A 23,880-nucleotide genomic window follows, 5' to 3' on the forward strand; every position below is an offset into this window, starting at 1 on the left:
AAATTGTGAATAAAAAGTTTACAATAGGGTATTTTGCCGATGGCAAATGGGCCCATGAAGCTTTCAAATTACTAATACAAGATGAAAGCATTGATATAAAATTTATTTGTGTAAGATACGATTCTTCAGATGAGGTATTAAGAAAATTTGCTGAAGAATATAATATAGATTATTTAAGACATAAAAATATTAATTCTAGAGAATTTTTACAACAAGTTGAAGATTATGATTGTGACTTATTTGTATCTATGTCTTTTAATCAGATTTTTAAAAAAGAAATTATAAATATGCCTAAGTTTAAGACCATTAACTGTCACGCAGGAAAACTACCTTTTTATAGAGGTAGAAATATACTGAATTGGGCTTTAATCAACGATGAGAAAGAGTTTGGGATCACTGTTCATTATGTAGATGAACGTATAGATACTGGAGATATAATATTACAGGAAACATATCCTATAACAGACATGGATGATTATAATACTTTACTTAATAGAGCGTATGTAGAGTGTGCCAATATTCTTTTTAGAGCTATTAAGGTTGTTCAAAAAGGGAAAGTTGATTTAATTAAGCAAACAGATATACATCCGATAGGCTTTTACTGTGGAAGAAGACAAGAAGGTGATGAAACACTTAATTGGAATCAAACAAGTAGAGAACTATTCAACTTCATACGTGCCATATGTAAGCCGGGTCCAATGGCAAGAAGTACCTTAAATGGTACTGAAATCAAAATTAATAAATCAAAATTAATTGAAAATGCACCAGCATATAAAGGAATAGCTGGTCAAGTAGTTGGAAAAAAAGAAAATGGATTTATAGTAAAGACAAAAGATGCTACGATTGAAATAATAGAGTATGGATATGATGGCAAGATAAGAATGGGGGACAGATTAAAATGAATAATGTCCTTATTATAGCAGAAGCAGGTGTAAACCATAATGGTTCTTTAGAAACAGCAAAGAGGCTAATAGATAAAGCTAAAGAAGCTGGTGTTGATATAGTTAAGTTCCAGACATTTAAAGCAGAAAAATTGGTTTCAAAATATGCTGAAAAAGCAGATTATCAGAAAGAGACAACAGATGCCTCTGAAAGTCAATTTAGTATGATAAAAAAATTAGAGCTAGACTTAGATATGCATAAAGAATTAATAGGATATTGTAATTTGAAAAATATAAAATTCTTATCAACTCCTTTTGATGTTGATAGTGTACAACTTCTAGTGGAACTAGGTCTAGATATTATTAAAATTCCGTCAGGAGAAATAACTAATTTACCGTACTTGAGAGCAATAGGTAAACTTAGAAAACAAGTGATTTTATCAACGGGAATGGCAACACTTGGAGAAATTGAAGAGGCTTTAAATGCACTAAGAGAAAATGGTACTGACGATATTACGGTGCTACATTGTAACACAGAATATCCAACTCCTATAGAAGATGTTAATTTAAGTGCGATGAACACTATAGAAGAAGCTTTTAAAGTAAATGTGGGATACTCTGATCATACTTTGGGAGTAGAAATTCCTATTGCAGCAGTAGCAATGGGAGCAAGTGTTATAGAAAAACATTTTACTTTAGATAAAAGGATGGAAGGTCCTGATCATAAAGCGAGTCTAAGTCCTGGAGAATTAAAAGAGATGGTACAAGCTATTAGAAATATAGAAAGAGCTTTAGGCGACGGAATAAAAAGACCTTCCAAATCCGAGTTGAAGAATAGAGACATTGCAAGAAAAAGTATAGTTGCAAATTGTAAAATTAAAAAAGGTGAAGTATTTACGGAAGCAAATTTGACGATTAAAAGACCAGGGAATGGAATATCTCCAATGAGATGGGATAATATTATTGGGAAAATATCAAATAAAGATTATAAAGAAGATGAGCTGATAGAGATATGAATAGAATATGTGTGATTACTGGAACGAGAGCTGAGTATGGTCTGTTAAGACCATTAATTGAAAAGATAAATGAAGATGATAAACTGAAATTACAATTAGTAGTAACAGGAATGCATTTATCTCCTGAATTTGGACTTACATACAAGCAAATAGAAGAAGATGGTTATAAAATAGATGAAAAAATTGAAATCCTTTTAAGTTCAGATACACCTATTGGCATATCTAAATCAATGGGACTAACTATGATAAGTTTTTCTGAATGCTATGAAAGACTAAAGCCTGATATGATCGTAGTATTAGGTGATAGATATGAAATTTTTGCAGCAGTAAATGCTGCATCTGTTTCAAAGATACCAATTGCTCATTTACATGGAGGTGAGACTACAGAAGGTGCATTTGATGAAGCTTTTAGACATGCTATAACTAAAATGAGTTATATTCATTTTGCAACAACAGGCGAGTATAGAAAAAGGATTATTCAGCTTGGAGAGCATCCAGATAGAGTTTTTAATGTAGGAGCTATAGGTATAGAGAATATAAAAAATATGGAACTTCTATCACGAAGCGAGTTTGAAGAAAGTATAGGATTTATTCTTGGTGAAAAAACAATATTAGTTACTTTCCATCCTGTAACTTTAGAAAGTAATACATCGCAAAAGCAATTCAAAAACCTTTTAGATGCTGTAGATGAGGTTGAAAATTTAAGAATAATCTTTACTAAAGCAAATTCAGATACAGATGGAAGAATAATTAATAAAATGATTGATGATTACGTGAATAAAAATAAGGATAAGGCTATAGCTTTTACATCTATGGGACAACTTAGATACTTAAGTGCAATGCAATATGTGGATGCAGTTGTGGGAAATTCATCTAGTGGAATAATAGAAGCACCATCATTTAAAGTTCCAACAGTGAATATAGGTGATAGACAAAAAGGACGAATTCAAGCAAAATCCACAATAAATTGTCGTCCTGAAAAAGAAGAGATTTTCAAAACATTAGATTTAGCTTTTTCTGGTGCGTTTAAAAATAAGATTAATGATAATGTTAATCCTTACGGAGAAGGAAATGTATCAATTAAAATTATACAACAAATAAAAAAAATCTTTAATCAAGGCATTGATTTGAAGAAGAGATTTTATGACTTGTAGTTTATTATAGGAGAGAAGAATTATGAAACTTGTGGTGATAGGGTTAGGATCAATGGGTAAACGAAGAATTAGACTATTAAAAAACAATTATGATTATATTGAAATAATTGGAGTAGATACAAAAGATGATAGACGTGAAGAAGTAGAAGGTTTATACAAGATAACAACGTATTCAGATTTAGATGTAGCTATAGACATGGAAAAACCTTGTGGAGCTTTAATCTGTACTTCTCCAATTTATCATTCCAAACTTATTTTAAAGTGTTTAGATGATGGTTTACATATATTTACTGAGATTAACTTATTGAAAGATGACTATGATAAAATATTGACAAAAGCTAATTCCGAAGATTTAAAATTATTCTTATCTTCTACCTTTTTATATAGAAAAGAAGTACAATACATTCAAAAACAGATTGAAGAAATAAGAGAAAATGTCCATTATAGATACCATGTAGGGCAATATCTTCCAGATTGGCATCCGTGGGAAAGTTATAAAGATTTTTTTGTGGGTGATAAAAGGACAAATGGATGTAGGGAAATATTTGCAATAGAATTACCTTGGATAATAAAAACATTTGGTAAAATAAAGAATTTACAAATTTTAAAGGATAAAATAAGTTCTTTAGATTTAGATTATAAAGATAGTTACATTGTTTTATTAGAGCATGAAACAGGGCATAAGGGTGTACTTAACGTAGATATTGTATCAAGAAAAGCTATAAGAAGTTTTGAAGCTTATTCAGAAAGCTTACATTTATTTTGGAAAGGAACACCTAATAGTTTAGAAAAATATGACTTTGACAGAAAAGATTTAACAAAGATTACTACATATGAGAATATTGAAAAAGATAATAGATATGCTGAAAATATTATAGAGAATGCCTATTTAGAAGAACTAGAGACATTTATAAAAAAAATAAAAGAAAATAAAGATTTAGATAGGTATACTTTTGAGGATGACTTATATACATTAGAGCTTATTGATAAGATTGAAGGTGTTGAATAATGAAAATATGTTTTGTTGGTATAGGTTCAATAGGAAAAAGACATTTAAAGAATTTAACAAGTATTTCTAAAGAATTTGATTTTAAATTAGAAATACATGCTTTTAGAAATAGTGATAGAGAGTTGGAAAGTGAAGTTAAAGTATTAATAGACAAACAGATTTTTGAAAAAAAAGATTTACACGATAATTATGATGTTGTTTTTATAACTAATCCAACCTCTTTACATTATACATCTATTGATTTATTAGCAACTAAGACAAAACATATGTTTATAGAAAAACCTATATTTGAGGATATTACCTATGATATAGACAGTCTTACTTTAAGAAATAATGGGATTTATTATGTAGCTGCTCCTTTAAGATATACTGAAGTCATCCAACACTTAAAAGAGCTCTTAAAAGAAGAAAAAATTTATTCTGTTAGAACTATATGTTCTAGTTATTTACCTGATTGGAGACTTGGTGTAGACTATAGAAAAGTTTACAGTGCGAAAAAAGGTCAAGGTGGCGGTGTGTCTATAGATTTAATCCATGAATGGGACTATCTAACTTATTTATTTGGCTTTCCTCAGAAAGTTTTCAATTTATATGGACAATTTTCTCATTTAGAAATTGATAGTGAAGATTTATCTATATATATAGCTAAATATAGAGATCGGTTAATTGAGCTACATTTGGACTATTTTGGCAGAATTCCAAAACGAGAAATTGAAATTTATACTGAAACAGGAACTATAACAGGAAATCTAATTGACAATGAAATATTGTTTACTGATGGAAGAGAAAAGATAAAATTTCATGGTGATCGTAATGAAATGTATATAAAAGAAATGAGAAACTTTTTAGATTGTATTCTTAATAATAAAGAAAATGAAAATAATATATATCATGCATACAAAATGTTAAAACTGGCAAAGGGGATTATTTGATATGGATATATTAGTTACAGTTTGTGGAAGAGCAGGATCAAAAGGTGTAAAAAATAAAAATATTAGAGAATTTTTAGGAAATCCTTTAATTAATTATACTTTAGGGGCAGCTAAGTTATTTGCAAATAAGAATGATAAATACAATGTTGATATATGTGTAAATAGTGACAGTAAAGAACTTTTAGAAATAGCTACGAGTTTTGATGGGGTCATAGGAATTGAGAGGCCTGCTTGCTTAGCCCAGGATAATTCTCCTAAAATTCCAGTAATACAGCATTCGTTGAAATATATGGAAGAGAAATTGAATAAAGTATATGACTATGTTATTGACTTAGATATTACATCGCCTTTAAGAACAGTAGAAGATATTCAAAACGCATTTATAAAAATAATTGACCATAGTGACATAGATGTAGTCTTTTCGGTTGTAGAATCTAGACGTAATCCATACTTTAATATGGTTGAAGAAAAAGATGGGGATATTAGAAAGATTAAAGAATCCAATTTTGTAGCAAGGCAGCAAGCTCCTAAGGTTTATGATATGAATGCTTCAATATACTGTTATATGAGAAATAGTTTGCTAAATAAATTTGAAAGAACACCGTTTGATGGAAAATGTGATATCGTTTTGATGAAAGATACTGCAGTACTAGATATAGATTCAGAAGAAGATTTTGAATTAATGGAGATTTTAAGTCGCTATTTCTTTATGAGTGAATATAAAGAAATTTATGATTATGTAAAAAATTTGAAATGAATTTATTTTTGATGTGATAACATAGTATTCGCAATATTAAAAAATATGTTTCACAAAATGGTATATAGCAATAGTGATATACGTTGAGAAACATATGAGGTTGATATTATTAGAAAGGCACATAAATTATGGAATATGTAAGAAAAAAACTAGAAAAAATAAATTCTATTGAATTATTTAAACATGGGAAGTTCTATTTGATAGGCAATATATTGTCAAAAGGATTATTATTTTTGACAATGCCAATATATATAAGGATATTACCTTCACCAAGTGAATATGGATTATTAAATATTTATAGTTCAGTAGTAAATATGTTAGTTATAATACTTGGCTTAAATGTACATGCTGCTTTATTAAGATATTATCATGAGAAAGATGGTCAGTTCAGTTGGTTTTGCAGTAGCATAGTAAAGTCTTTACTTATTTTTGATGTTCTAATTCTTTTTATAATAAATAGATATAAGAACGTATTTTCAATATATTTAAATATAGATTCCAATATATTGATAGTGATTGTAATAGTAACGATATTGCAAATATATTTAAATATGTATTTGACATATTTAAAGGCAAGCAAACAAAGTAATAGTTTCTTAAAATTATCTGTATTATCTAACCTATTTATAATATTATTATCAATAGTAATAATGTTATTTTTAAAGGAAAAAAAATATCTAGGGGAAATATACTCGAAAGTTCTAATTAACTTTATAGTTATACTTTTTCTAGCCATCAAATTTGTAAAGATTTATAAGAATAAAAAATTAAACTTTAACCATATAAAATATGTATTATTATATAGTGCACCATTAATACCGCACTCGTTATCTAACTATTTGTTAGCTCATGCAGATAAGATATTAATAAATAAGTATGTGGGAAGCTATGAGACCGGAATATATTCATTAGCTTATAACATAGGAATGATAATGAATGTAATAGTTATATCACTAAATAACGCATGGGTCCCAATATTTTTTGAGAAATTACGCGAAGAAAAATATTCTGAGATAGAGTTAGTGGCAAAGAAGTATACAAGTTTTATATTTATAGCTGCATCTTTTCTGATTGTATTTTCAAAAGAACTGATAGGTTTTATAGCCAAAAGAGATTACTATGAAGGAGTATATATGATACCTATAGTTATAATAGGTTATGTATTTGTATTTTTATATACGATATATACAAATTACGCTTTTTACTATAAAAAAACTATCTTAATATCAATGAATACTATTATTGCAGGGATTATAAATATAGCATTAAACTGTATATTTATACCAAAAGCAGGATATATTGCAGCTGCATATACTACACTATTTTCTTATGTAATATTATTTATACTGCATTATTTTAATTCTAAATATTTAATAAAAGCTAGAGTGGTAAGCATTAAAATTTTTATGAAACCAATTATAGGTATATTTTTTACGATGTTAGTCTTTTATTTTACCAATATATATATAATTAATTACTTAGTAGGTGTATTGATTAAATTAGTTATTATAACAGTGATAGTAAGTATCATCTTAAAAATGAATAGAAAAGGATGAAAATATGTATAATTCATTATTAAAATTAATTAAAATGATATTTAAGAATAAACATTATTTTGAGATAAGCAAAGAAATTCAGATGGAATATCTTAATAAAATTTCAAAAAAATTAATAAGAGAAGATTTTGTTATGAGAAGTTTTTTGCAATATAAGTGCCAAACTTTTAAACAGCCGAGAATTAAAATGTTTATACTAAATGTAGTATGTACACTAGCCATACTACCTACTATAATGGTTCTTTTTATTAGTTATAAGTACCATAAGAATAAATTAAATATATCAGAAAAAAAATATGAAAATATTGCAATTAACTTTGGATATTATGACAAAATCCCCAGTATGTTAGTTAAAAAATATAAGATAAAAGAAATGTATAAAAAATATATTTTGACATATGAAGATATAAGATTTTTATTTAAAAGAATTATAAGTAAGCATCCATTTAATGGATATTTTATAATGAAGAACATAATAAAAATTGCATTGTACAGCTATAATGTTACGCTACAAAATCCTGAAGCTATTTTAGTAAATTGTGAGTATTCTTTTACTTCATCTATTTTAACACTATATTGCAATTTTAAAGGTATTAAACATATAAATTTCATGCATGGAGAAAAATTATTAATTGTTAGAGACTCTTTTGTAAAATTTGATGAATTTTATATATGGGATGAATACTATAAAAATATATTTAAAAAACTAAAGGCTGATGAAAAACAGTTTATAGTAAATCTGCCTGAAAATTTAGAAAAATACAAGTGTGGAGAGTATTCAGAAACAAAAACTTTAACCTACTATTTACAAGGAGATGAAACTCACCAGCAACTAAACTTGATTAAAAATAAATTACAACAAATAAAAGATAGGAAGCATTTGAATATAAGAATAAGACCTCATCCAAGATATGGAGATAGGAATGTAGTAAGTAAAGTTCTTAAAGATTTTAATATAGAGTATGATAAAAACATTATTGATTCATTAAAGGAAGCAGAATTTATAGTTTCTAAATATTCTACAGTCATATTCGAAGGGTATTTAATGAATAAAAAAATAGTTATTGATGATATAAGTAATAAAAAATTTTATGGGAAGTTAAAAGATCTAGATTATATTATTTTAAACAAAAAACATATAAAGCTAAGTGAAGTGATTTGATTATGAGAGCAGAATTATTGATATTTAATACAGTATTTTCAATATTGCTATATTTGTTTATAAAGTTTAAGGAATATAAAAGTTCATTAGTTCCGTTATATATTTTTTGGCTAGGAACGTTTTATATACAAAACATTTATTATTATTATCTTAATGGACAAACTTATAGAATTTTTTCTGATAAAACATTGCTTATATTTATAAATATATCCACATTAGTTTTTATGAACGCAATAATATTGTTAATATTAAAAAAAATTAAATGGTTTAAACATGTAAAAACTCGAATAAAATTCAGAAAAACCAAATTATTAAGTATATATTTTAATACAATAGCATTTGTTATAGTTATATATGCGCTAATATATATCAATAAATTTCCTTTAATTACACTGCTTAAAGGCAGTAACAATATTAGATTAGATATATCAGGGGCAATACCTTATTATTTTACGGTTTCAACGTTTGCTTATTTTATATTACCAAGTTTTTATTTTTTTAGTGGTAAAAAAAGGTATTTAATTTTATTTTTTTTGTTTGCAGTATTATCTTTACATAAAGGTATATTAGTGTATACAATTCTATTTATATGGATAAATTGTTTTGACTACAGACTAAACAAAGAAATGGTAATGTCTGGGGTTTTAATAGCTCTATTCTATTTGATTGCTAAAGATAAGCTAGTCTTCAACATTGAAACTATAAAATATTTATTTGAATCTTCTATTAGACGATTTTTTATAACTCAAGGTTCAGGGTTTATAGTAAGATTAGACATGTTAGAAAGCGGATTTAAATTTGTAGGAAAAGATATAAAAAGAGCAGTATATGACAAAATATATGGAGGTGCTGGAGGAGCACCAACTTATTTTCTTGGAAACTTAATAGTAAGTTTTGGATATATAAAAGGTTTCATAATACACTCTAGTATATTAAGTTTAATTTATTATATATCTAGTATTATTGATTATAATTACAAGAAGAATAACGGTGTTAAGTGGATTTTCTTTAGTATAATATTTATTATAGGAAATACAGAAATAACATTAGCTAATTTACCACGCGTAATAGCGATAATATTTAATTTCTTTATAATATTTATCTTAAATATAAATGCAAAATTGTTAAGAAGGAAAAACTAAATAAAACAAGTTATAGTAAATTAAGTTGCATAAATCATAATGGTTACATAAAAAGGGTGTTGATACTTAATGAAAAATTATTCAAGGTAAATTGAATATCATGCAAAGTAAATGGAACTTTTAAGATAAGGTCAATAATAGGAGGACGGTAAAGTTGAAAAAAACATGTATTAGTTTACTGATGATTGTTATAATTAGAATGTTAATTCCACAAAGCCTTATCACTAAAAATGTTGATCAATTAGTAATATCAAAAGAAGGGGCTAGTAGAGCAACTGCTTATGTAGAAAGCAATAAAATATTGAGTTATAAAGACACTATATTTGTAACCTACTTAGAAAATGGAGATGATAATAAATTTAGAGTAATACTAGCAGAAATAAAAAAAAATCAAATTCAAAATAAGGTTTGTGTAGGATATTCGTTAACTAATCATGGAGGGGCGAGTATAAAGTTTGATAAAACCGGTAGGATATATATAGTTTATGGAGGACATATATCAGGTTTAAAAATAAGATATAGTAAAAAACCACTTGATATAAGTGATTTAAGCAAAGAAATTGACATAACTGAGGAAGGTACAGGCTTAACATATCCTTCTTTTGAGATAGATGATTACAATAATATGCACTTAATATGTAGAAAAATGAATTTAAATGAAAATTTAAGCCCATCAAAACCGAGTTTGAATTATTTTAAGATAGACATAGGGAATGGATTTAAAATATCATCAAATAAAGAATTAATAAGTTTTTCAGAATATAAATATGGGAATTTCACCTCTAGTATAGGGATAAAAGATAATGTAATAAGTATTATATATAGAATATATCTAAAAGACAATAATAAAGAACTTAATAAGACATCGTACGGATATATAAAAAGTGTAGATCTTGGACAAAATTTCGTGAATTATAAAGGTAAAAGAGTACAATTACCTATAACCTTTAATTCCAACTCAAATTTAGAGATATCAGAAAAAATTTTGCCCTACATAAGTAATATTGCATATACATCATATGGGGAAATTAAGTTCATATTAACAGAATTAGACGAAAAAAGTGAAAATAGCTATGTTATAAGTATTGATGACAAGATGTATAAAAAAGAAAGATTGAATAAGATATACAATTCATTAGACGAAAGAAAAATTAATGTTTATATAGGAATTTCTATAGATAGGGATAATAATATATTTTTAGTTTTTTCGACTGTACCAAATACAAAAGATGAATTATGGGATAGTGGGAATAATAGAATAAGTTATTTTAAAATTAATAAAAATGATGTTGATTTAATTTATAATAATATAAAAAGCGCAGAGAATATGTCTTGGCTTCCTAATATAGAGCAAAATAGGAATCATTTATCTAATAAAAATAAACATATACCTATAATTATTTTTTCACAAGGGCAAACAACTAACGATTTATATAGAAAAGTAGATAGTAAAGTAATAATTATAGATTTTTAAAACATAAAAAGGGAGATAAAAATGGATAACAGTAGTATTTTAATATCAATAATAACACCTGTATATAATTCAGAAAGGTTTCTAAAAAAAACTATTCAATATGTACAGAAACAAACTTATACAAATTGGGAGATGATAGTAGTCGATGATTGTTCAATTGATAATTCTGAAAGAATAATTAGAGATATAATGGAGAAAGATCATAGAATAAAATACATTAAATTAGAAAAAAATTCAGGTGCTGCTATAGCACGAAATACGGCAATAGAAAAGGCTAAAGGAAGGTTTATAGCATTTTTGGATAGTGATGACTTGTGGGAATACAATAAATTAGAAACACAGTTGAAATTCATGTTAGAAAATAATATAGCTTTTTCATTTACGTCATATTCTTTTATAGATGAAGATGGAAAAGAATTAAATAAGGTTGTAAGAGTACCTAAGAAGATTAATTATGAAGAACTATTAAAGAATACTATAATTCATTGTTTTACAGTTATGATAGATAAAGATAAAGTCGGAGATTTTAGAATGCCTCTAGTTAGAAAAGGGCAAGACTTTGCAACTTGGCTTTCAATATTGAAAAAAGGTTTTTATGCATATGGAATAAATATACATTTGGGTAAATATAGGATAGTAAATAATTCTTTATCCAGTAATAAATTAAAGGCTTTAAAAAGAACTTGGAATATATATAGGAATGTTGAAAAACTATCATTTATTAAATCTACTTATGTATTTATTTTTTATTGTATTAATGCTATTAGAAAAAGATTATAAATATACAGAGGTGAAGTCTGAAATATAGGATAAAAGTTATAACTAAATAAAAGAGCATGGTAAACAAGCCATCTAATGATGACTTTCTTAAAATTATGTTAAGTAAATTTTAAAAAATATTATACAATATTAGTTTTGATTGAATAACCATATCGTTTAACTAGCAAAATCGCCTGATCTACCGTGATTTCACGGCTTACTGGAATATCAGATTTCTTATACAGATCAGCATTATAAGGTTCCTTTTTCTTAAGGATATGATAGATGGCTGTTAAAAGCATTCGGGAAATTGCAATGATTGCACGTTTGTGACCACGACGCTTTTTGAGTTTTAAATAGCGGTTACGGATTTGAGGATGCTTTTCGCTTTTAACCACAGCAGTTGCACACTGAACAAGAAGTGGTTTAATGTAGCAACCAGCTTTTGAAATCCTTACTGAGTTCTTCTTGCCGGCACTTTCGTTATTAGTAGGTGTAAGTCCTGCCCAAGAACACAAATGCTTAGCTGTCGGGAACACGTCCATGTTAACGCCTATTTCTGAAATCACTGTAATGGCGGAAAAGATGTTTTTAAAGGACGGAACAGTTAAGATTAAATTGATTTCTTCGGAGTAGGACTCGGCAAGAGAAAGAATAATTTTTTCGAGGTCAGTTTTACGAAATTGAAGATCTTCATAGTGCTGTTTAATAACCTTTAATTTTTGAGCTTGCTGTGGTGTAATAAAACCGTCAATGGCTAGTTCTAGTTCAGGAAGTTTATTTTTCATAGAACCGTGAATTAAAGGTTCGATGTCAAAGGAAGTATCTATAGATTTCTGGTGTATAAACTTGCTTTATGCGGGCCTATTTCAGGAAAATATATTGAAAATCTTTTCCATTGAAGTCCTTGTCACAAGCGAAAGTGTGAATCTTCGGATATAGGTTCATGTGTCATGTTGGAGTAGCATAGGATGTTGTGACGTTCCTCAATTCCAAAGATTTTCAATATATTTTCCCTTATAGGCAAGTTACTGCATAAAACAAATTTAAAATCAAGAAATCTATAAAGGATTATCCAAAAGCTTGTCAATGATTTTCATGGAGCTTTTGCCAAAGGTATCGGAAACAACACTACCAAGCTGGATATTAGACACAGTTAAAGAGTTTTGAAGACGATTTTTCTCACTTGACATAAAGTTTGTAAGTTTAAACCTATAACGCATTAGGTCACGAAGCTGTCTTATAGCAAGTGGAGGCATAAAACTTCCAGCTACAAGGTCATGTTTAAATAAATTGGCAATCCATTTGGCATCTTTTTTATCAGTCTTTTTGCCACGGATAGCCTTAACATATTTAGGATGGGCAAGAGTAATGTTGCAGGAATCTTCAAGTACGTTAAACACAGGAATCCGGTATTTGCCGGTAGATTCCATACACACATCCTTACAGTTGTTTTCACAAAGCCACTGTGACAGCTGTCTCAACCCATTGGTATAGATAGAAAAGCGATGGCGTTTGTAAGTAGTAACTCCCTTGTTGTTGGTAGAAGCAATGCAAGCAACAACAAAGGTTTTGTGGACATCAATGCCACAACAGATTTGATAGACAATTTTTAAAGCCATAGGGGAAACTCCTTTCAAAGAATTACAGGGATAGATAGCATTGACTGATTGTCCAGCAATAAACGAGTAATGTTTATACAAAGATAAGTCTGCGTGCTCAAAGTCACACTTATTTGTGCTTGGAAAGACAATCTACACATATAATTATGCGGTTACTCCACAATTGGAGCAGCCCACTCACCTCCCCGTGATTTGTAGTTAACTATTATCCCTATGACTATAGAATAATAAAAAATTAGCTCGAAGCCAAGGCATTTCATTACGTTTTGTGCCTAGAGCGAAGCGAAAGGAATGGATTATAATTATGAATATACTTATAGTAACTCAAGAAGATCCATTTTACATACCTATTTTTTTTGAAAGATTTATGGATGTATATGTAGAAGATTTCAATATACATATTAAGGGATTAATAATTCAAGAACCAATAGGGGAAAAATCAATTTTAGGTTTGGCAAAAAAAATGTGGAACTTTTATGGACCAATAGACTTTTTAAAACAATCCTATAGATATGGATTGAGTAAATTAAACAATATACTATATTTTAAAGGCTTAAGAAAAAGTAATTTTTCAGTAGAGTATTTTGTAAAAAGCAGAGGAGTTTCTCTACTTAATTATAAAGATGTAAATAGTAAAGAATTTATTGATTTTGTGGAGAAAGAGGAGATAGATTTAATAGTATCTGTTTCGGCATCTCAAATCTTTAAAAAGGAAATATTAAATACTCCCCAATATGGATGTATTAACATGCATAATGCACCCTTACCATATTATCGAGGAATGCTTCCTAATTTTTGGCAAATGTATAATGATGAAAAATGTAGTATATTGACAATTCATCAGATGGTAGAGACGTTAGACAAAGGCGATATAATATATCAAAATGAAACTAAAATAACTGAGGATATGACATTAGATGATTTGATAAGAAAGACAAAATATAATTCTGCAGATACCTTATGGGAAGTATTATTAAAATATGAAAAAGGAACAATTAAAATGAAATCATTACCTGATGTGGAAGGGTCATATTATACATTTCCTACAAAGAAAGATGTTTATGAGTTTAAAAAGAAAGGAAAAAGATTATTATGATTATCAAAAATTTTTTTACGGTAGATGTAGAAGATTGGTTTCAAGTTGAGAATCTAAAGGAAGTTATATTAGTAGATGATTGGGAAAAAAACAAACTTAGAGTAAAAAATAGTACAAATAGAATATTAAAATTATTAGATAAGACAAATACTAAAGCTACTTTTTTCATCTTGGGTTGGATAGCTGAGAGGGTTCCAGATTTAGTATTAGAAATATATAAAAGAGGACATGAAGTGGCTTCTCATGGTTATGGACATCAACTTGTATATAATTTATCTAAACAAGAATTTACAAATGATTTAAAAAAATCTAAAGATATACTTGAAAATATAATAAATGATAGAATCTATGGATATAGGGCACCAAGTTTTTCCATAACCGAATGGTCTTTAGATGTACTAAAAGAGGAAGGTTTTCTATATGATTCTAGCATGTTTTTAGTTTCTGGACATGATAGATATTCTAAATTAAATATAAATTTAAATGGAGGTGGAGCTATAAAGGAATTAGATAATGGAATTAAAGAGATATGTATATCGACTAATAGTGTATTGGGAAAGAAACTACCTTGGGGTGGGGGCGGTTATTTTAGACTAATACCATATGGAATATTCAAAAGAGGATTTAAGAGATCAATTAGACAAAATGATGGTGGAGTTTTTTACTGCCATCCTTGGGAAATTGATGCAGACCAACCGACTGTAGATAATATAAGACCTTCTTATAGATTTAGGCACTATTATGGATTAGAACAAACAGAAAAAAAATTAGAAGGGCTTTTGACTGATTTTAAGTTTGGAAGAATAAAAGACCATATTCTTTAAATAACGACTTTATTGTAAAAAAATTTGCTTGTTATTTTTTGTGATTTTAATACCATTTAATGATGGTCTTTCTTGATTTAGTTAATATAAATTTATATTAACTAAATCAGGAACGGCTATCGGTTATGTAGTGCAGGAGGATATAGTAATAATAAAAATTTATTAAAGAATAAAGATTATGTTATGAACATAAATTATGAACCTAAATAGATTAAGTGTGTTTGTTTTGGACATTTATTGGAAAAATATTTGTATCTATTGTAAAAATTAAGTAAATAAAGTAATGTAGATATTGTGGTAGAGAGCACCAAGTATTTAATTAAATACTATGTCATTGCTTAAATTACTTTGCATTGATTATAATTTTAAAAAATCATATTAGAATATAATAAACTAGATCGTTAGATGAAAAGAGGAATAATATGCACAAAAAATTCAATATTATTTTAGTATTATTGATAGATATGATACTTATTAATGGTTCAATCATGATGGCGTATTATTTAAGATTTGGAACAAAATTAACCTTTGACTATTTTAAAGTTTTTTTGCATATGTCACTTTTTATAACTGCAGGTAAAATTATGTTATACTACTATTTTGGATTATATAAAAGTATATGGAAATATGCAGGAATAGATGAGTTAATGAATTTATTTATGGCTGTTAGTATTAGTAATGGATTTATTATTATAGTAATATATTTAGCACAATTAAAGGTGCCAAGAAGTATATATGTCATAACCTTTTTTATAGATATATTCTTATTTGGCATAAGTCGTTTTAACACAAAAATTTTTCAGAGAATCAATCTATATTATATAATTCGGCCATCTCTAAAGAGCATAAGAAAAAGAGCTATGATTATCGGGGCAGGAGAAGCTGGGAATATATTATTGCAACAGTTCAAAAATAATCAAGATTTGGGGATAAAAACAGTCTGTTTCATAGATGATGACTTAATGAAAAAGGGAAGGAAGATAGCTGGAGTTCCTGTAATAGGAACTCGTAAAGATATAGTATCCTATGCAGAAAATATGAAAATAGATGAAATTATTATAGCCATACCATCAGGCAAAAATAGTGAAATAAGCAAAATTATAGATATATGTAGAGAGACAAAATGTAACTTAAAGATACTTCCTAATATTCACGAATTACGAGAATGCAAAGGAGATATGAGACAGATTTTAATAGAAAGAATTAGAAGGGTAGAAGTAAGTGATTTACTAGGAAGAGAGAATATCCAAATGGATAGGGAGAAAGTTTTAGCTCATATTAAGGATAAAATAATACTCGTTACTGGTGGAGGGGGATCTATAGGTTCAGAGCTTTGCCGTCAGATAATTAAATATAACCCTAAAAAATTGATAATACTAGATATCAATGAAAACAATCTATATGATGTAGAGTACGAACTATCAAGTTATAATAATAAGATGAATTATGAGTGTATAGTAGGTTCTGTTCGTGACAATAAAAAGCTGGAGTATGTATTTAATAAATATAAACCACAAATAGTATTTCACGCAGCAGCTCATAAGCATGTACCTTTAATGGAGATTGCACCAGAAGAAGCTATTAAAAATAACGTATTTGGAACATTAAATCTTGTGAAAAATAGTGACAAATACAAAGTAGAAAAGTTTATATTAATATCATCAGATAAGGCAGTAAATCCTACTAATGTAATGGGAACTAGTAAGCGCATTTGTGAGATGATAGTACAAGCATATAATAATGAATCTAATACAGACTATGTGGCAGTTCGTTTTGGCAATGTATTATGTAGTAGGGGAAGTGTTATCCCTTTATTCAAAAGGCAAATTGAAAAAGGTGGACCTGTAACTGTTACTCATCCAGATATAATAAGGTATTTTATGACTATACCTGAGGCTGTAGGATTGGTTATGGAGTGTGCTAGCCTAGCTCAAGGTGGAGAAATATTCATATTAGATATGGGACAACCTGTAAAAATAGATGATTTAGCCAGAAATTTAATTACTTTATCTGGATTTGAACCGGACAAGGATATAAAAATAGTATATACAGGATTAAGGCCTGGAGAAAAGTTATTTGAAGAATTGTTAATAAATGGAAATGATTCGTATAAGACAGAAAATGATAAAATATATATAGAGAAACCAAGTTTTATTAATTATGATACATTAAAGTTAAAAATTAGTAAGTTGAAATATGTATTAGATAAAGATAAGAATGAAATAAAAAGTATGTTAAAAAATATAGTTCCTGAATATAATTTTCAGTGTGACAAAAAGGGGGAGTCTGCATGAAAGTATTAATAACGGGAGGAGCAGGATTTATTGGTTCACATATAGTTGATAAGCTTGTAGATAAGGGATATAAAGTATGTGTAATAGATAATTTATCTACAGGTAATTTAAATAATTTAAATAAAAAAGTAAAACTATATGAAATGGATATAAGAGATAATAAACTTCATGAAGTATTTGAAAAAGAAAAGCCAAATTATGTTATACATAATGCAGCTCAAATAGACGTTCAAAAGTCTATTCAACAGCCAGCTTTTGATGGGGATGTGAACATAATTGGAACTATAAATGTATTAGAAAATTGTGTAAAACATAATGTTGAGAAAATAATATATCCGTCATCTGCTGCCGTATACGGTGTACCAGAGTATTTACCAGTAGACGAAGAACATAAAGTAGAACCTATTTCTTACTATGGAATATCAAAACATACTCCAGAACACTATATAAAAGTGTATAGTGAATTACATAATTTAAAATATACTATACTAAGATATTCTAATGTATATGGCATAAGACAAGATCCAAAAGGAGAAGGTGGAGTAATATCCATATTTGTAGATAAAGTTATAGAAAAGCAGCAACCTACCATATTTGGAGACGGCAAACAAACACGAGATTATATATATGTGGAAGATGTGGCAGAAGCTAATTTAAAGGCTATGGAATCTAAAAAAAATGGAATATATAATATTAGCACAAATACAAAGGTTGATTTAAATGAACTATATGATAAAATGAAGGAAATTGAGAAAATTGATTTAGATCCCTTGTATGGAGAAAGTAGAAAAGGTGATATAAAACACAGTTCATTAGATAATAGTAAAGCAATTAATACATTAGGATGGGAACCGAGGTTTTCCTTGGAAGAAGGCCTAAAAAGAACTATAGAATATTATAATAGTAAGAAAGCTTTGTAAATAGGAGAAAGTTATATGATGGAAAAAACATTAAAAAAAGAAAGTAAATTATTTCATATAGTACAAGCTATAATAGATATAGCATTAGTTAATTTAGGCTTTTATATGGCCTTCATATTGAGATTTGAAAAGGGTGGAATAACAGGTCATATAGAACCATATATAGAGATAATTCCTTTAATATCCTTAACGGCCATAATATTCTTCTATGTATATGGGGTTTTTAAGTGTGGGGAAAAATCCTATATAGAAACTGTGTATTCAACTTTTTTATCTTTAGTATTTGTAATAATTACATCTATGGCCCTCGCATACTTTAATAGAGGTTTTCACTTCCCAAGAAGTATATTTTTAATAGGCTTTTTACTTCAATTTTTCTATCTTTGTGTATGGAAATATGTATCGTTTAAATTATACTATGTATTCCACCAACCTATGAGAATGGCTGTAATATGTAAAGATGAAAAAAGTGAAGAACTTTTAAAGAAGATAATAATGACTAATGGAAGTAGATATATCATAAAGTTTATAACTGATTCAGTAGATAATATTAAAGATTCTATGGATGAAATAGATGCCATATGTATAGGAACTGATATTAGTAGTGAGGAAAAGGCTAAAATAATATCCTATAGTGCCAATTTGAATAAAACAGTATATATAATTCCTGAGTTATACGAGATAAGTTTATTTAATGCAAAGTTAACTCAATTTGATGATGTACCAGCCTTTTGTATAGAGAATCTAAACTTAACTATTGAACAAAGGATTAGCAAAAGATTATTTGATATAGCGATATCTTTAATAGGTATAATTCTTAGTTCTCCTTTAATGATTATGGCATATGTATCTATTAGGTTATATGATAGAGGTCCAGCTTTATTTTCACAAGAAAGAGTTACTAGAGGTAATCGAAAATTCAAAGTACATAAATTCAGAAGTATGATAGTGGATGCGGAAAAGAAAACAGGTCCTGTCCTTGCAACTGATAGAGATCCTAGAATAACTCCCATGGGGAGAATATACAGAGCTACTAGGATAGATGAATTACCTCAGTTGTTTAATGTATTAAGGGGTGATATGAGTATAGTAGGACCACGTCCAGAGAGAGAATTTTTCATAGAGCAGTTTAAAGAAGATATACCAGACTTTGAATATAGAACATCGGTAAAAGCAGGAGTAACAGGATTAGCTCAAGTATTAGGAAAGTATACTACTACTCCAGAGGATAAATTAAGATTTGATTTATTATATATTAGGAACTATTCTTTCATATCAGATTTAAAGATAATATTTCAAACTATAAAAATCATGTTTATGAAGGCAAGTTCCCAAGGCGTTCAAGAGGAAAAGAGTATAGAGGAAATGTTAAACAAGTTAAATTATGAGGTATATGAAGAAATTGGAGTAACTAGGATGGAAAAAGCTTAGATTAGGAGGAACTATTATGAAAGTACGTAAAGCCATAATACCAGCAGCAGGACTTGGAACTAGGTTTCTACCAGCTACTAAAGCACAACCAAAAGAAATGTTACCTATAGTAGATAAACCAACACTTCAATACATAATAGAAGAAGCAGTAGCTTCTGGAATAGAAGAAATACTAATAATAACAGGTCGTAACAAAAAATCTATAGAAGATCACTTCGACAAATCAATAGAATTGGAATTAGAACTAGAAAAGAAAAATAAAAAGGAAATGCTAGATCAAGTAAGAAGTATATCTGATATGGTAAACATCCACTATATCCGTCAAAAGGAGCCAAAAGGCCTTGGACATGCTATCCATTGTGCTAAGTCTTTCATAGGAAATGAGCCTTTTGCTGTACTACTTGGTGATGATATAGTAGATGCAGAAACTCCTTGTTTAAGTCAAATGATAGATGTATACGATGAATACAAAACTACTGTACTTGGAGTACAAGAGGTGAAAAAAGAAGATGTATCTAAATATGGTATAGTAGATGGAAAATTTATCGAAAATGGAGTATATAAGGTTAAAGATCTAGTAGAAAAACCCGATGTAGATAAAGCTCCAACTAATGTGGCCATTTTAGGAAGATATATTATAAATCCTGAAATATTTCATATATTAGAAAATACTAAAGAGGGTAAAGGCGGAGAAATACAGCTTACGGACGCTTTAAAGACCTTAGCAGAAAGACAAGCCATGTATGCATATACCTTTACTGGTAAAAGATATGATGTAGGAAATAAATTAGGATTCTTAGAAGCAACTATTGAGTTTGCCCTAAAGCGTGAAGATTTAAGAGATGACTTTATAGATTATTTAGGAAAGCTTATGAGAGATACTGAATTAGGAGAGCGTATAAGACAAGTGGCAGTGGAGAAAGAATAAAATATGGTAATAGATTAGGTTTAACAGGACTGTGACAGATGATTAAAAAACATTCTTACATATATGGGAGAATGTTTTTTTATAGTGTGCCCAGCATGGGCGTAATCTACAGGGTGAAAGTCCCGAGCACCGAAGGTGATATAGGTGTTAGTCAATGACAAGGGTGTCCACCGCGAGGTGGAATCTGAAGGAAGTCGGATGACAAAATTCTGGTCTGAGGAACACGAATCACATATAAGGCTGACTATAGTTGGATGAGTTTGCTATACAAAACGAAGTCCGTATCACCCGAAAGCTATTACAGTAAATGTGGCAGATATACGGAATGAAAGATTACGTCCTTACCTGGGGAGGTCTGATAGATATGTTGAGGAAATGAACTTTGAATTAACAACCTGTACAGTGATGTATAGCTGAACTATCAGAAGTCAGCAGAGGTCATAGTACTAGTGAAGCTATAGATTCACTAGGAAGGACTGAACAATAGGAGGTTTTGAAGAATTGAAAGACACAAGGAAATATGTTAAAAGCAGACAACTTCATAAGGAAGGCTATTCTCAGGAGAGTAAAGTGGATCTTGATGGTAATGGGAAAGTGCAGAGTGTTTCTTTGACGTCAGATAGGAAACAAAACGGCGAAAATGCATATGACAGTATGTTGTTAGAAAGAATTCTTGATAGAGATAATTTAAATAGAGCATTTAAGAGAGTCAAGAAAAATAAAGGAAGCCATGGGGTTGATAAATTAATAATAGATGAACTTCTAAAATATTTACAAACCTATGGTGCAAACTTGAGACAATTCATACTGGATGGGATATATATCCCTAAACCTGTGCGAAGAGTAGAAATACCAAAGGATAATGGTAAAATTAGAAAACTTGGTATACCAACAGTAGTTGATAGAGTAATTCAACAAGCAATTAGCCAAATTCTAAGCCCAATATTTGAGATGACTTTTCTGAATATAGCTACGGATTTCGTTCTAATAAGGGATGTCATGATGCTTTAAAGAAAAGTAAAGAATATATCAATAATGGTTACAAATGTGTGGTAGATATAGACCTTAAATCATACTTTGATACAGTGAACCATGATAAATTAATAGGATTGATATATAAGAAAGTAAAAGATATTAGGGTAATAAGTTTAATTAGAAAATATCTACAAGCAGGAGTTATGAGAAATGGTGTTGTAGTTAAAAGCCCACAGGGCGTACCGCAGGGTGGCAACCTCTCACCACTCCTTAGCAACATAATGCTAAATGAACTAGATAAAGAATTAGGAACTAGGGGTCTGCGTTTCGTAAGGTATGCAGACGATTGTGCGCCACGAAGGCGTGTCCAAGTAGCGTAGCTACTTGAAGACAGCTATGCTGTACAGATGATGGTGGAAGACCCACTGAAATCGCCATACAGGTGGAGGTTTCAAACCACCTTAAGGTGCTGTAGTCAAAAACTATGGTATTGAGCGTTAAGGAAAAGGCAGTAATAAACTGTCAGGTGTGTGTTAAGGAGATGAATGAGCAAGTGAACCACTTACGGAAATGTCGAAAGCGTAGAGATTCCATCAAAACCAGGGGGTTGTCGTTAATCTGGGACAAGTCTAGAGGAAACCTGTTTACTGTCTAGGCGGTGGGCGGCATAAAGGTGGCATGAACTTAATACAGGCGTCTGTATGGAACGTGGGAACCCACGGACTGATGCTAAGGGAGTATTTCAAGTGGAAGAACCGTAAGAAAAGAGTACCGATGCAGTCATGGGGGCAGACTTTGTTGTAGTAGCGAAGAAGTTCCTGTAATGGGAATGGAGCGAAGAACAAGGATTATCTGGTTTCAAAGATAGGTCAACTTTGAAAAGAGGAGGAACTTATGGGAGAAACAAAGCCGTTTAATATCTCAAAAAGAGCCGTAAAATTGGCTTATGAGAGAGTGAAAGCAAATAAGGGAACTTATGGAGTTGATGAACAATCTATAGAAGATTTTAAGAAGAACTTAAAGAATAACCTATACAAAATCTGGAACAGAATGTCATTAGGAAGTTATTTTCCTAAACCAGTAAAGGCTGTAGCAATTCCAAAGAAGAATGGTGGAACTAGAATATTAGGTATTCCTACTGTTGAAGATAGGATTGCACAGATGGTGGCAAAGCTATACTTCGAACCATCAGTAGAGTCTATGTTTTATGAAGATTCTTATGGATATAGACTAAATAAATCAACAATACAAGCAATAGAAAAGACAAGAACAAGATGTTGGAGGAAAGACTGGGTACTAGAGTTTGATATTAAAGGGTTGTTTGATAATATGAGGCATGACTATTTAATGAAAATGGTGAAAAGGCACACCAAAGAAGACTGGGTTATTTTATATATTCAAAGGTAGTTGACTACGCCATTTAAAATGGAAGATGGTACGATAGTACCAAGAACATCTGGAACCCCGCAAGGGGGTGTTATTAGTCCAGTTCTTGCAAATCTGTTTCTACATTATGTATTTGATGATTTTATGGTAAAAGAATTTCCAACAATACCTTGGGCAAGATATGCTGATGATGGAGTAACCCATTGTGTATCATTAAAACAGGCGAAGTATCTACAAAGAAGACTTCAGAAAAGATTTGAGCAATTTGGATTAGAATTAAATTTAGAGAAAACAAGGATAGTTTATTGTAAAGATGATGACCGAAAAGGAAATTATTCTAATATATCCTTTGATTTTCTAGGATATACATTCAAACCAAGGGGTTCAAAGAATAAATATGGAAAGTTTTTCACAAACTTTGTCCCAGCAATATCTGAGAAAGCAAAGAAAGCAATCCGTAAAGAAGTAAGAAGATGGAGACTTCAATTAAAAGTAGATAAAGATCTATTGGATATAGCAAATATGTTCAATAAGAAGATACAGGGATGGATTAATTATTATA

General features: G+C 29.2%; 21 protein-coding genes and 2 pseudogenes. 21 read left to right on the forward strand and 2 right to left on the reverse strand.

What is annotated here, in order from left to right; genetic code table 11:
• Positions 1-5: 5 nt before the first annotated feature.
• The 11 genes from N4A57_RS06795 to N4A57_RS06845 all read left to right on the forward strand — a co-directional run bounded on the left by N4A57_RS06795 (position 6) and on the right by N4A57_RS06845 (position 11,863).
• Positions 6-902, forward strand: coding sequence for a methionyl-tRNA formyltransferase (locus N4A57_RS06795; RefSeq protein ID WP_293657067.1), 897 nt, complete (start codon positions 6-8; stop codon positions 900-902).
• A complete protein-coding gene (neuB, locus tag N4A57_RS06800) occupies positions 899-1,897 on the forward strand; it encodes an N-acetylneuraminate synthase (RefSeq protein WP_293657068.1) in 999 nt (332 codons plus the stop codon). Before N4A57_RS06795 ends, neuB begins: the two co-directional genes overlap by 4 nt.
• Positions 1,894-3,051, forward strand: a complete 1,158-nt coding sequence (neuC, locus tag N4A57_RS06805) for a UDP-N-acetylglucosamine 2-epimerase (RefSeq protein WP_293657069.1) — start codon at positions 1,894-1,896, stop codon at positions 3,049-3,051. Before neuB ends, neuC begins: the two co-directional genes overlap by 4 nt.
• A gap of 22 nt (positions 3,052-3,073) precedes the next feature.
• Positions 3,074-4,060 carry a Gfo/Idh/MocA family oxidoreductase gene (locus N4A57_RS06810; RefSeq protein WP_293657071.1) on the forward strand — a complete coding sequence of 329 codons (987 nt, stop codon included), beginning with the start codon at positions 3,074-3,076 and terminating at the stop codon, positions 4,058-4,060.
• Positions 4,060-4,992, forward strand: a complete 933-nt coding sequence (locus N4A57_RS06815) for a Gfo/Idh/MocA family protein (protein WP_293657073.1) — start codon at positions 4,060-4,062, stop codon at positions 4,990-4,992. Before N4A57_RS06810 ends, N4A57_RS06815 begins: the two co-directional genes overlap by 1 nt.
• Before the next feature lies 1 nt (position 4,993).
• Positions 4,994-5,749 carry an acylneuraminate cytidylyltransferase family protein gene (locus N4A57_RS06820; protein ID WP_293657075.1) on the forward strand — a complete coding sequence of 252 codons (756 nt, stop codon included), beginning with the start codon at positions 4,994-4,996 and terminating at the stop codon, positions 5,747-5,749.
• Positions 5,750-5,877: 128 nt separating this feature from the next.
• On the forward strand, positions 5,878-7,305 hold the full coding sequence (locus N4A57_RS06825) for a lipopolysaccharide biosynthesis protein (protein ID WP_293657076.1): 1,428 nt from the start codon (positions 5,878-5,880) through the stop codon (positions 7,303-7,305).
• A 4-nt stretch (positions 7,306-7,309) separates the two neighbouring features.
• Positions 7,310-8,467: a hypothetical protein gene (locus N4A57_RS06830; protein ID WP_293657077.1), complete on the forward strand. Its 1,158-nt coding sequence runs from the start codon at positions 7,310-7,312 to the stop codon at positions 8,465-8,467.
• 662 nt (positions 8,468-9,129) lie between these two features.
• The gene (locus N4A57_RS06835; protein WP_293657078.1) at positions 9,130-9,609 is read left to right on the forward strand and encodes a hypothetical protein; all 480 of its coding nucleotides are present in this window, start codon (positions 9,130-9,132) and stop codon (positions 9,607-9,609) included.
• Between the two features lie 154 nt (positions 9,610-9,763).
• Complete coding sequence (locus N4A57_RS06840) at positions 9,764-11,083, forward strand: BNR-4 repeat-containing protein (RefSeq protein WP_293657079.1); 1,320 nt, start codon at positions 9,764-9,766, stop codon at positions 11,081-11,083.
• A gap of 21 nt (positions 11,084-11,104) precedes the next feature.
• Positions 11,105-11,863, forward strand: a complete 759-nt coding sequence (locus tag N4A57_RS06845; RefSeq protein WP_293657080.1) for a glycosyltransferase family 2 protein — start codon at positions 11,105-11,107, stop codon at positions 11,861-11,863.
• A gap of 119 nt (positions 11,864-11,982) precedes the next feature.
• Here the strand turns inward: N4A57_RS06845 and N4A57_RS06850 are convergent, their stop codons facing one another.
• Positions 11,983-12,630, reverse strand: coding sequence for a transposase (locus tag N4A57_RS06850; protein WP_330671474.1), 648 nt, complete (start codon positions 12,628-12,630; stop codon positions 11,983-11,985).
• A gap of 273 nt (positions 12,631-12,903) precedes the next feature.
• On the reverse strand, positions 12,904-13,464 hold the full coding sequence (locus tag N4A57_RS06855) for an IS110 family transposase (RefSeq protein ID WP_330671475.1): 561 nt from the start codon (positions 13,462-13,464) through the stop codon (positions 12,904-12,906).
• A 304-nt stretch (positions 13,465-13,768) separates the two neighbouring features.
• Here N4A57_RS06855 and N4A57_RS06860 point away from each other — a divergent pair, with 304 nt between their 5' ends.
• The 10 genes and pseudogenes from N4A57_RS06860 to N4A57_RS06900 form a co-directional block, all read left to right on the forward strand.
• On the forward strand, positions 13,769-14,560 hold the full coding sequence (locus tag N4A57_RS06860; RefSeq protein ID WP_293657081.1) for a formyltransferase family protein: 792 nt from the start codon (positions 13,769-13,771) through the stop codon (positions 14,558-14,560).
• Positions 14,557-15,384 carry an XrtA system polysaccharide deacetylase gene (locus tag N4A57_RS06865; RefSeq protein ID WP_293657082.1) on the forward strand — a complete coding sequence of 276 codons (828 nt, stop codon included), beginning with the start codon at positions 14,557-14,559 and terminating at the stop codon, positions 15,382-15,384. The genes N4A57_RS06860 and N4A57_RS06865 overlap by 4 nt, the downstream gene beginning before the upstream one ends.
• A gap of 422 nt (positions 15,385-15,806) precedes the next feature.
• Complete coding sequence (locus N4A57_RS06870; protein ID WP_293657083.1) at positions 15,807-17,678, forward strand: polysaccharide biosynthesis protein; 1,872 nt, start codon at positions 15,807-15,809, stop codon at positions 17,676-17,678.
• Entirely contained in the window at positions 17,675-18,598 is a 924-nt protein-coding gene (locus N4A57_RS06875) for an SDR family oxidoreductase (protein ID WP_293657085.1), read from the forward strand. The genes N4A57_RS06870 and N4A57_RS06875 overlap by 4 nt, the downstream gene beginning before the upstream one ends.
• A 15-nt stretch (positions 18,599-18,613) precedes the next feature.
• Positions 18,614-20,029, forward strand: a complete 1,416-nt coding sequence (locus tag N4A57_RS06880; RefSeq protein ID WP_293657087.1) for a sugar transferase — start codon at positions 18,614-18,616, stop codon at positions 20,027-20,029.
• A 16-nt stretch (positions 20,030-20,045) separates the two neighbouring features.
• A complete protein-coding gene (gene galU / locus N4A57_RS06885) occupies positions 20,046-20,957 on the forward strand; it encodes a UTP--glucose-1-phosphate uridylyltransferase GalU (protein ID WP_293657089.1) in 912 nt (303 codons plus the stop codon).
• A 501-nt stretch (positions 20,958-21,458) separates the two neighbouring features.
• A complete protein-coding gene (locus tag N4A57_RS18510; RefSeq protein ID WP_330671476.1) occupies positions 21,459-21,968 on the forward strand; it encodes a hypothetical protein in 510 nt (169 codons plus the stop codon).
• A gap of 5 nt (positions 21,969-21,973) precedes the next feature.
• Positions 21,974-22,312: pseudogene (locus N4A57_RS18515) on the forward strand (reverse transcriptase domain-containing protein); the annotation flags it as partial.
• 670 nt (positions 22,313-22,982) lie between these two features.
• Positions 22,983-23,630: pseudogene (locus tag N4A57_RS06895) on the forward strand (reverse transcriptase domain-containing protein); the annotation flags it as partial.
• 141 nt (positions 23,631-23,771) lie between these two features.
• On the forward strand, positions 23,772-23,880 hold a 109-nt coding region (locus N4A57_RS06900; RefSeq protein ID WP_293657090.1), incomplete at its 3' end, for a group II intron maturase-specific domain-containing protein.

This window comes from Anaeromicrobium sp. (assembly GCF_025210435.1).
Classification (GTDB): Bacteria; Bacillota; Clostridia; order Peptostreptococcales; family Thermotaleaceae; genus Anaeromicrobium.